14 protein-coding genes are annotated in these 12,457 nt (G+C 36.9%); 5 read left to right on the top strand and 9 right to left on the bottom strand.

The window, feature by feature from the left end; translation table 11 throughout:
• Positions 1 to 137: 137 nt before the first annotated feature.
• Together ACS604_RS02355 and ACS604_RS02350 are read left to right on the top strand one after the other, a co-directional pair.
• A complete protein-coding gene (locus ACS604_RS02355; RefSeq protein WP_004792657.1) occupies positions 138 to 572 on the top strand; it encodes an HIT domain-containing protein in 435 nt (144 codons plus the stop codon).
• 56 nt (positions 573 to 628) lie between these two features.
• Complete coding sequence (locus ACS604_RS02350) at positions 629 to 2,095, top strand: adenylate/guanylate cyclase domain-containing protein (RefSeq protein ID WP_004792655.1); 1,467 nt, start codon at positions 629 to 631, stop codon at positions 2,093 to 2,095.
• 53 nt (positions 2,096 to 2,148) lie between these two features.
• Here the strand turns inward: ACS604_RS02350 and fdx are convergent, their stop codons facing one another.
• The 8 genes from fdx to ACS604_RS02310 all read right to left on the bottom strand — a co-directional run bounded on the left by fdx (position 2,149) and on the right by ACS604_RS02310 (position 8,259).
• Positions 2,149 to 2,487: an ISC system 2Fe-2S type ferredoxin gene (gene fdx, locus ACS604_RS02345; protein WP_004792653.1), complete on the bottom strand. Its 339-nt coding sequence runs from the start codon at positions 2,485 to 2,487 to the stop codon at positions 2,149 to 2,151.
• A gap of 17 nt (positions 2,488 to 2,504) precedes the next feature.
• Positions 2,505 to 4,364, bottom strand: coding sequence for a Fe-S protein assembly chaperone HscA (gene hscA, locus ACS604_RS02340; RefSeq protein WP_474769836.1), 1,860 nt, complete (start codon positions 4,362 to 4,364; stop codon positions 2,505 to 2,507).
• 38 nt (positions 4,365 to 4,402) lie between these two features.
• A complete protein-coding gene (gene hscB, locus ACS604_RS02335; protein ID WP_005304822.1) occupies positions 4,403 to 4,921 on the bottom strand; it encodes a Fe-S protein assembly co-chaperone HscB in 519 nt (172 codons plus the stop codon).
• Positions 4,922 to 5,004: 83 nt separating this feature from the next.
• Positions 5,005 to 5,325 (bottom strand): iron-sulfur cluster assembly protein IscA, encoded by a 321-nt coding sequence (iscA, locus tag ACS604_RS02330; protein WP_004792648.1) that lies wholly within the window; start codon positions 5,323 to 5,325, stop codon positions 5,005 to 5,007.
• Between the two features lie 30 nt (positions 5,326 to 5,355).
• Positions 5,356 to 5,742 (bottom strand): Fe-S cluster assembly scaffold IscU, encoded by a 387-nt coding sequence (gene iscU, locus ACS604_RS02325; RefSeq protein WP_004792646.1) that lies wholly within the window; start codon positions 5,740 to 5,742, stop codon positions 5,356 to 5,358.
• A gap of 67 nt (positions 5,743 to 5,809) precedes the next feature.
• A complete protein-coding gene (locus tag ACS604_RS02320) occupies positions 5,810 to 7,027 on the bottom strand; it encodes an IscS subfamily cysteine desulfurase (RefSeq protein ID WP_004792644.1) in 1,218 nt (405 codons plus the stop codon).
• 1 nt (position 7,028) lies between these two features.
• The gene (locus tag ACS604_RS02315; RefSeq protein ID WP_004792640.1) at positions 7,029 to 7,502 is read right to left on the bottom strand and encodes an Rrf2 family transcriptional regulator; all 474 of its coding nucleotides are present in this window, start codon (positions 7,500 to 7,502) and stop codon (positions 7,029 to 7,031) included.
• Between the two features lie 109 nt (positions 7,503 to 7,611).
• Entirely contained in the window at positions 7,612 to 8,259 is a 648-nt protein-coding gene (locus ACS604_RS02310; protein WP_353153517.1) for a hypothetical protein, read from the bottom strand.
• A gap of 208 nt (positions 8,260 to 8,467) precedes the next feature.
• On the opposite strand from ACS604_RS02310, the gene ACS604_RS02305 reads away from it, so the two are divergent.
• The 3 genes from ACS604_RS02305 (at position 8,468) to ACS604_RS02295 (ending at position 11,361) form a co-directional block, all read left to right on the top strand.
• Positions 8,468 to 8,923, top strand: a complete 456-nt coding sequence (locus ACS604_RS02305) for a phasin family protein (RefSeq protein ID WP_004792635.1) — start codon at positions 8,468 to 8,470, stop codon at positions 8,921 to 8,923.
• 168 nt (positions 8,924 to 9,091) lie between these two features.
• Positions 9,092 to 9,364 (top strand): HU family DNA-binding protein, encoded by a 273-nt coding sequence (locus ACS604_RS02300; protein WP_001043034.1) that lies wholly within the window; start codon positions 9,092 to 9,094, stop codon positions 9,362 to 9,364.
• Positions 9,365 to 9,495: 131 nt separating this feature from the next.
• Entirely contained in the window at positions 9,496 to 11,361 is a 1,866-nt protein-coding gene (locus tag ACS604_RS02295; protein WP_107880057.1) for a SurA N-terminal domain-containing protein, read from the top strand.
• Between the two features lie 48 nt (positions 11,362 to 11,409).
• Here the strand turns inward: ACS604_RS02295 and ACS604_RS02290 are convergent, their stop codons facing one another.
• Positions 11,410 to 12,354 (bottom strand): cupin domain-containing protein, encoded by a 945-nt coding sequence (locus ACS604_RS02290; protein WP_416202045.1) that lies wholly within the window; start codon positions 12,352 to 12,354, stop codon positions 11,410 to 11,412.
• Positions 12,355 to 12,457: the final 103 nt, after the last annotated feature.

Genomic DNA, 12,457 nt, shown 5'->3' with positions numbered 1-12,457 from the left:
CACGATTTCTCGGATCACAGGAGGAATAAGTGCATAAAATCATTGTTATTTGTAATCAAACCAGCCACTAGCAATACTCACATCAAAACTGATGTGATAGTATTAGCCATTATTGTTTATTGTCATTTATAAAAGATATGTTTAGTTTGCATCCACAACTTGCTCAAGATACTTTTTTTGTCGGCGATTTTCCGCTTTCAACATGTCGTTTAATGAATGATATGCAATTCCCGTGGTTGATTTTAATCCCTCGTGTACCGGGAATCACAGAATTATATGAATTGAGCCAAGCTGATCAAGAACAGTTTTTACGTGAATCAAGTTGGTTATCTAGCCAGCTAGCTCGAGTATTCCGTGCTGATAAAATGAATGTTGCAGCTTTAGGTAACATGGTACCTCAGTTGCATTTCCATCATGTTGTACGTTATCAAAATGATGTTGCATGGCCTAAGCCAGTTTGGGGAACACCTGCAGTTCCATACACAAATGATGTACTGGCTCATATGCGTCAAACCCTTATGCTTGCTTTACGTGGTCAAGGTGATATGCCTTTTGATTGGCGCATGGATTAAATCAATGCAATGCCACATTTATATGAATGTGGCTACATTGAGGTATGGAGGACAGGGTGCAATTAGAGAGGTTTATCGATAGAGAGCCTAAGCAGTTTGCATATTTTCATCGTTTGATGGGATATTCAATTCTGTCCTTAATTTTAGTGATCTATGCTTTTACCTCACCTAATACAAATTATCAGATCTATGTTCCTCCTTTTTTTCTCTTTTTACTTTTTATTAGTTCGAAGTTAGAACATTGGCTTCAATACCAATTCGATAAGAAAACTCAAAAAAGTGTCTTTTTTGCAATTGATGCAATTGTTGTAGCAGTTACCTTAGCGGGTCTGCATCTTAATTTAGTCCCTACATTTATTGCAGTATTTGCATTATTTTATTCTGCAATTAATAGCCGAATTTCTTTCGCAGTTATTTGTTTGACGAGCCTACTAGGCGCGATTATTTTTTATTTAAGTACTTTTTTTCTATTTGGTTTTTATACATATTTTGAACCTACTAGCCAAGAGTTAACTGTAATTACACTCTTGGGTTTAGTTATGTTTATTACCATTGGAAATTACTACCAACATCGTTGGGTTAAAAAAATCAGTCAGCAGCGTCAACATTATTATGACCAAATGACCCGCTATATTGCTTTTGCTAATCAATTAAGCCGTTATGCACCACTACAGTTGTGGCAATCTATTATGCGTGGTGAAGCGGAAGCAAAAATTGAATATAAACGAAAAAAAATGACGGTATTTTTTTCTGATATTCAGGGTTTTACAGAATTATCAGAAACTTTAATTCCTGATGATTTGGCATTTTTGCTTAATGACTATTTAAGCCATATGACAGAAATTGCCAAGCAGTATGAAGCTACTGTCGACAAATTTATGGGGGATGCCATCCTCATATTTTTCGGTGATCCGAATTCTCAAGGTGTAGAACAAGATGCAAAAGCCTGTGTAGAAATGGCAATCGCTATGCGTCAGCAAATGAAATTACTGCGTGAGCGTTGGAAAAAAATGGGCTACTCAGCCTTACATATTCGCATGGGAATTAGTACTGGTTACTGCCACGTAGGGAATTATGGGGCAACACATCGTATGGCTTATACTATTGTGGGGCGTGATGTGAATTTAGCAGCTCGTTTACAATATGCTGCTGAAATAGATGAAATTTTAATTTCAGATGATACTTATCAATTAATCAAAAGTGATTTTCTTTGTGCTCCCAAAACACCAATTTACTTAAAAGGTATTCAAGGTGCTGTGAAGACATGGCAGGTAATGGAGAAATACACAGGGAATAAGTCAGATCATCAGCAATGGTTCGACTATGAATATAAAGGCTTCCATTTAGTCCTTAATTTAGAAGAAGTACAAAACTATGAGTACCCTGAATTAGTAGAAGTACTTGAGAAAATGATTCAACGACTTAAAGTTCAACAAACTTTAATTAATACTCAAGGTATTGCACGTTTAAGACTTGAAGATGAAGTTAAGCCTATTGAAGTTGATCAGCAAGATCAGGTTTAAAGCTTAAAACGTGAAGTAAAAAAAAGCTGCTTTTAAAAGCAGCTTTTTTTATTTTAATGGCTTTCGGATGCGTGATTGATTGTATATTTAGGAATCTCAATTTCTAAGTCTTCATCAACAATCTTCACTTGGCAAGAGAGACGAGAATCTGGTTCAAGACCCCAAGCGCGATCTAAAAGATCTGCTTCAACATCATCCATTTCTTCTAGGCTGTCAAAACCCTTGCGAACGACTACGTGACAAGTTGTACATGCACACGACATGTCACAAGCGTGTTCAATTTTAATTCCTCGATCAAGCAAACTTTGACAAAGATTTGCATTTTGTTCAACTTCAAATTCTGCGCCTTCAGGGCAAAACTGAGCATGAGGAAGTACTTTAATACGGGGCATATTGATCACCTATACCTTTAGTTTGAATTTGACCAATCTTCAAGTTTTGTACCTTTTAAGGCGTGGTCAATATGTCGATTCATACGTAGTGCGGCAAAAGCATCACTATGTACTTTAAGTTGTTCTACAGCTTTTTCAATTGCTTGAATATCGTTGCCTTCAAGCTGAACTTTTAGCAAATTTTCAGCAGTTTTAAGTGCTTCAAGCTGCTCATCATTAAGTAAATCAGCATCAACTTTGAGAGCTTGTTCTAATGCTTCAAGTTCACGTTGGGCTTCAACTTTGGTTTCTTTTAAATGGCGTAGATTTTTATCTTCTTCCGCGTGTTGGAAACCTTCAATTAATAAGCGCTCAGTATCAGATTCTGATAAGCCATAAGACGGTTTAATATCAATTTGAGCCTGTACACCCGAAGTTGTTTCACGAGCTGAAACAGTGAGCAGACCATCTGCATCTACCTGGAAGGTAACTTCAATACGTGCTTGACCAGCAGTCATTGGTGGAATGCCGTGAAGGACAAATTTTCCTAATGAACGACAATGTTCTACCAAATCTCGTTCACCTTGAACCACATGAATAAGCATGGCGGTTTGGCCATCTTGATAAGTTGTGAATTCTTGACGACGAGCAACAGGAATAGCAGTATTACGTGAAATAAGGCGCTCTACTAATCCACCCATGGTTTCTAGACCAAGTGAAAGAGGAGTTACGTCTAAAAGTAATGAACCGTCTTGACTGTTTCCAATTAATTGATTGGCAGTAATCGAAGCACCAATTGCAACCACTTCATCAGGGTTGATCGTGCAAAGAGGTTCTTGATTAAATACATGACGAACCGCTTGTTGAACAGCATACGAACGCGTAGAGCCACCCACTAAAACAACATTTTGAATATCTGATAATTCAAGTTTTGCATCACGTAAAACACGCTTACAAACACTGATTGTTCTATCTAAAGCAACTTGAATAATACTTTCAAAAGTTGGACGGTCTAGTGTTAATACATTTTCAAGTAATTTTAACTGAACTGATTCTTGAGTAGATAATTGTTCTTTAGCTTGACGAGCAGCAACCATAAATACTGCATATGCTTCATCGCTCAAAGTATCAATATCTAACTGCTTTTTAGCCCATTTAACAATGAGACGGTCTAAATCGTCACCACCTAGAGCAGTGTGGCCACCGGTAGCTAATACTTCAAAGACACCTTGTGAGAAACGCAAGATTGATACGTCAAAAGTACCACCACCTAAATCATAAATTACGTAGTTATGATCTGTAGCTAAATTAGTTTCTTGGTCTAAACCATAAGCCACAGCAGCAGCGGTTGGCTCATTTAATAAACGTAATACATTCAAACCAGCAAGTTGTGCTGCATCACGAGTTGCTTGGCGCTGAGCTTCATCAAAGTAGGCAGGAACAGTAATAACTGCACCATTTACTGGATTTTGTAGGCTAGTTTCAGCACGATCTTTTAATTGTTTTAAAATTTCTGCAGAAATTTCAACAGGGGTTTTACGACCAGCACGTGTTTCAAAAGCGGGCATCTCATTTTCAGAACCGATTAATTCATATGGATGCTGAAATTTGATATCTGCTTTTGAACGACCCATAAAGCGTTTTACAGAAACAATTGTATTTTTCGGGTCGGCAATAAGGAAAGGTTTAGCTTCTTCACCATAGTGAGTTGCATCATTTCCATAGTGCACAATAGAAGGAAGGAGTCTTCTTTCTTTTTCATCATTGAGTACTTTAGGCTTGCCTGATAACACTGTCGCAACTAAGGAGTGTGTTGTTCCTAGGTCGATACCAATCGCAATGCGGTGTTGGTGTGGGGCACTGGATTGACCCGGTTCAGCAATTTGCAAAAGTGCCATGAGTTAAATCCCTTGAATATAAATTGGAAAAAGCAAAATTAAAAATCGTCGTCTAAATCAAAGTTGTCTTCGTCATCCAACATTTGATCTTCTGCTTTTTCAATATCATTAAGAACGCGCTGAAAGAACCGTAATTTACGTACAGTATCGCGAGCTTCACCCCAGTCTTCATCTGAGTAATCAATCTTAAATTCGCGAACTAAACTTTCTATCCATTGAAACACTTCTTGTTTAAGAGTGCTTAGATGTTCTGGGGAGGTTGCTTCATCCAGTTGCTCACGAAGTTCCAAAGCTGATTGTAAGAACTCAAAATCGCTAATAGATTGATCAAGGTGATGATCTTGCTTTTTTAATGCTAAAAGATAAGCTGCGCGGCTATCTACTTGCGATAATGTTTTAAAAGCTTGATTGATTTCACTTGATTTGATCAATGCCTGATTTTTATCTTCTGCTTTATCTGGATGATATTGCTGCTGCAAATTCAAGAAACTAGATTTTAAGCTCGCCAAATCGATATCGAGTTCTACGGGTAAATTGAACAACTCAAAATGATTCATTAGAAAGGAGGTCCACGTTAATTAAATACATTAAAACAGTGCTATAAAAGACACTGTTTTAATGAGAGATGGAAGGAGATGGGTTATACAGTGAAAGACTCACCACAACCACATTCACCTTTTTTATTGGGGTTGTTAAATTCGAACCCTTCATTAAGGCCATTTTTGACGTAGTCCATTTCTAAGCCTTCTAAATAGACATGACTTTTTGGATCTACAAATACCTTAACGCCAAATTGTTCGAAAACTTCGTCATGTTCATCGACAGAATCAACAAATTCAAGAACGTAAGCCAACCCAGAACAGCCAGAAGTTTTCACACCCACGCGAATGCCTTCACCCTTACCTCTGTTCTTGAGGTAATTGCTAATATGAGTCGCAGCATTTTCAGTTAAATGAATCATGAAAACTCCAACGTTTACAGTAATAACAAATTAAGCTTTTGATTTTTTAGTGCGGTAATCTTCAATCGCAGCTTTAATCGCATCTTCAGCTAGTACAGAGCAGTGAACTTTTACTGGTGGAAGAGCAAGCTCAGTTGCGATATCAATATTCTTGATTGCTTGAGCTTCATCAAGAGTTTTACCTTTTAACCACTCAGTTACAAGTGAGCTAGAAGCAATTGCTGAACCACAGCCATAAGTTTTAAAGCGTGCTTCTTCAATCACACCGCTATCGTTTACTTGAATTTGTAAACGCATCACGTCGCCACATGCTGGTGCACCCACCATGCCTGTACCTACATTTTCAGAGTTTTTGTCTAAAACACCAACATTACGAGGGTTTTCGTAATGATCAATTACCTTTTCGCTATAAGCCATTTCGCTTCTCCAAACCTCGGGGTCAGCCTAATATTAATATGAGGGTAAAAACACTAATTTCAATGAATTAGTGTTCAGCCCATTCAACTGTAGAAAGATCGATACCTTCTTTGTACATATCCCAAAGCGGAGAAAGTTCACGTAATTTCTCAACAGCGGCTTTGGTAATTGTAAGCACATGGTCAATATCTTCTTCAGTTGTGTATTTACCAAAACTGAAGCGGATAGAGCTGTGTGCTAGCTCATCAGATAAACCTAATGCGCGAAGAACGTATGAAGGCTCTAAAGTTGCAGAAGTACAAGCAGAACCACTTGATACGGCTGCATCTTTGAGCGACATCATTAAAGATTCACCTTCAACAAAGTTAAAGCTGACATTTAAATAGTTAGCAACGTTTTGAGTTGGATGGCCATTTAAGAAAACTTGTTCAAGATCTTGTAAACCATTCCAAAGCTTGTCGCGAAGCTTGCGAATACGCTCTTGTTCTGCTTGCATTGTTTTGCCAGCAATTTCAAAAGCTTCACCCATACCTACAATTTGATGAGTCGCTAAAGTACCAGAACGCATACCACGTTCATGACCACCGCCATGAATTTGTGCTTTCAAACGAACACGTGGGCTACGACGTACATATAATGCACCGATACCTTTTGGACCATAAATTTTATGAGCTGAGAAACTCATTAGGTCAATTTTCATAGTAGATAGGTCAATTTCAACTTTACCAGCAGCTTGAGCAGCATCTACATGAAAGAAGGTTTTATTGGCACGTGTTAATTCACCAATTGCTGCTACATCTGTAACTGTACCGATTTCGTTGTTTACCATCATAAGAGAAACAAGAACAGTATCAGGACGAAGGGCAGCTTTTACCATTTCAGGGGTAATTAAACCAGTTTGTGGTTCTGGTTCTAAATAAGTAATTTCAAAACCTTGGTCTTCTAATTCACGACAAGGATCTAGAACAGCTTTGTGTTCAATTTTACTTGTAATGATATGCTTGCCTTTAGATGCATAAAACTGCGCTACACCTTTTAGAGCAAGGTTATCTGATTCAGTTGCACCAGAAGTCCAAACGATTTCACGTGGATCAGCTTTAATTAAATTTGCAACTTGCTCACGTGCATATTCAACTTTCTCTTCTGCCTGCCAACCATAAGCGTGGGAACGAGATGCAGCATTACCAAAGGTACCGTCGAAAGTTAAACACTCCATCATACGTTCTGCAACTTGCGGATCTACTGGAGTGGTTGCTGCGTAATCAAGATAAATTGGACGTTTCATATCAAATACCTGTACCCGATAAAAGAGCTGAATCTATGCCAGTCACATTTTGGCGTAATGCAACAGTTTGAACGTTGTCTCGGCTAATGAGGTCGGCAAGAGAGATTTTTGCTAAATAGTCGGCAATATGATGAGAGAGTTCTTGCCATAAATCGTGTGTGAGACACATTGCACCATTTTGGCAGTTACCTTTATGGTCGCAACGAGTTGCATCAACAGTTTCATTTACAGCTTCAATAATTTCTAACACAGTAATTTCATCAGCATTTCGAGCCAAATGATAACCACCATTTGCACCACGAACACTAGAAACTAACCCATGACGCTTAAGTTTTGCGAATAACTGTTCTAAATAAGCAACTGAAATGGATTGGCGAGCTGCAATTTCGGCGAGCGTGATCGTTTGTTCAGTTGGCTGCAAAGCTAAATCAAGTAGAGCAGTCACTGCGTAGCGACCGCGAGTTGTAAGGCGCATGATTCGATACACATGTTAAGACTAGATAATAGGATTTTATGAATCCCGACTAAAATAGTCAAGTTTTTTTATTTTTAATTCAAGTGCAGGAACAAAATGGAAAAATAATTTAAGCAACCCACAAATTATATATGAAATAAACAATAAATATCAGGCTAATTATACCAAAGGAGAAGTTAATATTACGTTGACGCTGCTGTAAGCGAGTAATTCGATTTTGATATTGTTTAATTTCCACATGAAGTGAATTGATTTCTGATCGTTGTTGATCAATTTTTTCAAGCAATGGGGCAATTCTTTTGCGTGAAGCAAGGGCTTCAGCTTCATCATCAGGTGTATTAAACCATTGCTTCCAGTCTGCTAAAAGTTTAGGCAGAGTAAGGTGTGAAATTAAGTCTAATAACTCTTTTTTAGTTTCTTCATTACCATCAATGCGCATATTTTTAAGACTGCGCTGGTTTGAAAAAGCGAAAATCTTAATTAAATCGATAAGTGTACTATTGATTTCAAGATCAATACGTCGGTCAAAAGAATGGATATCAAACAACAAACCCTTTTCTGTAAATTGAACATAAAAGTCAAAAAAAGGTAGGTAGCTATTGATACGAATAGTCGTTTTGTTTGAAATAAACTTTTTCGCTTGCAAGCGAAGAACACCATCGTGGGTGAGAATAAATGAAAAGAAAGTTTCTAAAATAATTAGAACGATATTCAGCAACAGACGGGGATGTTTTTGTCTTTGTTGCGTTTCACTCATAAAAGTTTATCCTTACACATAGCAGTTAACCGAAGAATGGAACATCCTATCCCAAACTTAACACAATGTCGTGTTAAATATATTTACATGACTTAATTGCTTTGTAGAACAGTTTTGTAAATGGATCAAGTCTTTACTTTGATATTATAGAAATATTTTGTGGTCAAATCAGTCATCATCTCTCTCATCTGATTAGGAGTTTAGATTAATGGATAATGCAAATATAGATACGCAGACAGAAGAGTCAGAAGAAAAAAATAAATTAAAATCAAGAGGTTCAAGAAAGTCAGCTTTGGATTTTAGAAAGTATACCAAGCAAATTTGGCTAGCTGGACTAGGAGCTTTTTCACGCGCAGAAGAAGAGGGCAACAAACTCTTTGATTCCTTAGTCAAAGTTGGTGAAGAACTAGAGTCAAAAACTGGAGACTTAGCAGATAACACTGTAGGCAAAGTCACAGAAAAAGCAAAAGAATCTGTATCTGAAACAAAAGATAAAGTAGAGAAAATTCTTGATACCAGTGTGAACCATTCTTTAAACCGGATTGGATTGGTCACTCCGAAGGATTTACAGCACATTGAACAGCTCTTAGTACAGCTTCATATTAAGGTGGATGCTTTAATAGAAGAAAACCAGCAATTGAAAGAAAAATTGAATAAAAAGTAAAAAATGTTGGGATTTAGCAAATATATAACAGTTTTTTAGCATTTATTTTCGCTAAAAGCCCTGCTCTAGTATTGCGTTTTCCCCCAAAGCATTGCTATAAAGGCGTCATGGCCTTTTAAACTATAGCCTTGGACCTTAAACAAACGATATTAAGAGGATGTTTTATTCATGAATAAATCAGAATTAATCGATGCAATTGCTGAAAAAGGGGGAGTATCTAAGACTGATGCAGGCAAGGCACTCGATGCGACAATTGCGTCAATTACTGAAGCACTTAAAAAAGGTGACACAGTAACTTTAGTTGGTTTTGGTACTTTCAGTGTTAAAGAACGTGCTGCACGCACTGGTCGTAACCCTAAAACTGGTGAAGAGCTTCAAATTAAAGCAACAAAAGTACCTAGCTTCAAAGCTGGTAAAGGTCTTAAAGATTCAGTAGCTTAATCTTTTAAGATGATTAAACGCGCCAATATAGGCGCGTTTTTTATTAAAAATCTGAATTGACCAATATTGCTCATTCATTGATTGTGGTTTTTCAGTTAAAATTCTCCTCGAAATAAAATATTGGAATACTTATGGAATCGTTTCGTACAGTCATTAAGGGTTGGCTCGGCAAAGTCCTTCTAATTTTGTTTTTGACCCCTTTAGCACTTGTAGGTATTGAAGGATATTTTAATAGGGGAAACAAGGCTGATGTTGCAAAAACAGTGAATGGCCAAGAAATATCTAAAAAAGACCTTGAAACTTTAACTCAGTCTTACAAAGAACAATATTTAGCTGCTGTTAAAGGCGATGAGAGTCTACTTAATTTGCCTGTTATTCAGGCTAAGGCACTCGATATTTTAGTGTCGCGTAATTTACTAATTCAACAAGCTGAAAAATTAGGTATCTCACTTAGTGATACTCAAATTGAGCAAATGTTAGCTCAACAGCCTAGTTTGCAAGAGAATGGACAGTTCTCGCAAAAACTCTATGAAAATTACTTACGTTCTATTGGTATGACAAGTCAGGGCTTAATTGCTAGTCTTCGTCAAGATCATGCTTTAAAAATGCTAACGTCAACTTTTTCTGATTACTCTTTAGTAAGTAAAGTTGATTTAATGCAAATTGCAAATTTGCAAACTGAACAACGTACATTACATTTGGCTAGTATTAAATTAGATGGTTATAAAACTGGTTTAACTGCCTCTAATCAAGAAGCTACAGATTATTACAACAAACACCAAAATGAGTTTAAACAACAATCTTCTGTTGATGTGGATTATGTGGTTGTGTCACCATCACTAATGGCTAAACCAGCTCCTGCAACTGAAGCTGAACTTCAACAAGCGTATAGCAAGTTTGTTGAAACTCAGAAAAAAGATGCTAAACGTACTGTGAAGCATATTTTAATTACTACAGATGCTCGTGATGATGCAGCAGCTCAAAAACTTGCTAAAGAAGTATATGCGAAAATTCAAGGCGGTCTTACATTTGCACAAGCTGCATCTCAGTTCTCTGAAGATCCAAGTTCGAAAGCAAAAGGTGGTTTAGTTGAAGCATATGCACCAGGGGTTTTTTCCGATGCATTTGATAAAACTGTAGTGAGCTTGAAAAATGGACAGATTTCTCAACCAGTAAAAACTCAATATGGCTATCATATTATTGAGGCAGAAACTCAAGCTAATCAAATTCCTTCATTCGAAGCTGAGAAGGCACGTTTAACTGCTGAGGTTGAAAAGAATAAAGTTGCGACTGTTTATTCAGATACTGTAAACAGTTTAAATGAAACGATTGTTGGTAATGATTCTTTAGAAGCAGTTGTACAAGAAGTAAAAGGTACAAAAGTTGAATCATTAAATGGCGTAACTTTAGCTACACAAAATCCATATTTAAGTGATCCAAACGTTAAAATTAAATTGTTTAATGATGACGTGAAAAATGGTGACCGTAATGCATCATCTAATATTCAGTTAGCGAATGGTGATACGGTATGGGTTAAAGTACGTGATTATCATGCTGCTGGTGTAAAACCTTTAGCACAGGCGATGAATGAAGCGAAAGCAAAAGTTATCGACGAAAAAGCACGTAAAGCTGTTCAAGCTAAAATTGCTACAATGCTAGCTGAATTTAAAACTCAACCGGCGGATCAAGTGGTTGCTAAAAATAAAGTAGCATTTGAATCGGCTGGTGTATTTAGTCGTTCACAAGGATTAAAGCGTGAAATTGAGCGTGCAGCATTTAGTGCAGCTACACCTAAGCCAGGTATGTGGTCTGTTACGACAGCAAATTTACCAAATGAGCTAGTTGTTGTTGCAGTTTCAAATGTAAATTCATCGGCTGCGAATGCTATCCCTGCTGATCAGTTACAGCAGTTAAAGCAACTTTATCGTCAGTCACGTGGTCAACAAATATTGGAAGATTACAGTCAATATTTAAAATCACATGCGAAAATTAAATAATAATTTGATTCAATAAAAAAAGCGCCTCGGCGCTTTTTTTATTGGCAGTTAATCTAAGCTGTGCCCAATATATTGCTGTCTATATTGTTTAGGAGATAAATCAAAAATTCGCTTAAATGCCTGACTAAATGCTGTTTCGGATGAATAGCCAACCTTATTTGATATTTGCTGAATTGATAAATTACTTGTGCGTAAATACTGACTGGCTAAACGGAAACGATAATGCTGTAAATAAGTTAGAGGTGGTTCACCAATAATACTGCTAAACAAATTTGCAAATTTAGAACGTGACATACAACATTGTTCAGCTAAAGATTCAACTGTCCATGTAACTTCTGGCTGGCTATGAATAGCAGATAGTGCATTGCTTAGTTCAGGATGAGTTAAAGCACTTAACCAGTTTTGTTGATCTGTCATTTGTTGAATATGATCACGAATGCATTCAATGAGCAAAATACTGACTAGATGATCAATAATTTTGTCGTGACCTGGCCTGATTTTTTGAGTTTCAATTGCTAGAAAATAAAGCCCAATTTGTAGCCATTCGGGTGGAGTGGTTTGATTTTCATGCTGAATATGCATGATGGACGGCAGGGCATTAATGAGTGGCCCAGCCATATGAGTATCGATTTGGCAGCGTAAAGATAGCAATAATGTATTATTTGGAGATGAAGTACCAAATTCGATGGCATCTTGTCTATGACCATTAAAAAGCGACGTTATATCTAAAGAATCTACCAACTTACTCGCTGTTGATTTTGAGTCAGTCGCACTATGTGCTTTCCCCGAAGGAATTAAAATAATATCGCCAGCAGTCGCAGTTATTTTTTCTGAAGTGTTAAGTTGAATATATACAGAACCAGTTAAAACAATATAAGCAAGTAGAGCAGATTGATCTTGTGTTTTAAAAGCCCATTCTCCTTGCGCTTTTAAATAGATGTATTCAGACTTATTCAGGTGAATATCATCAAAAAATTTACTTAGTGCATCCATATTTAAATGATCAATCATTATTTTAATAAAATTATAGTGAGCTATAAGAATAGATCAACATGTGTTTTTAGGACAGAAAAGTGGAAGAAAATGCCAAAGACTT

Source organism: Acinetobacter sp. Li1LvA2 (assembly GCF_056156705.1).
The sequence above is the reverse complement of the archived record's forward strand: the minus strand, read 5'-3'. Positions and strand labels throughout refer to the sequence as shown.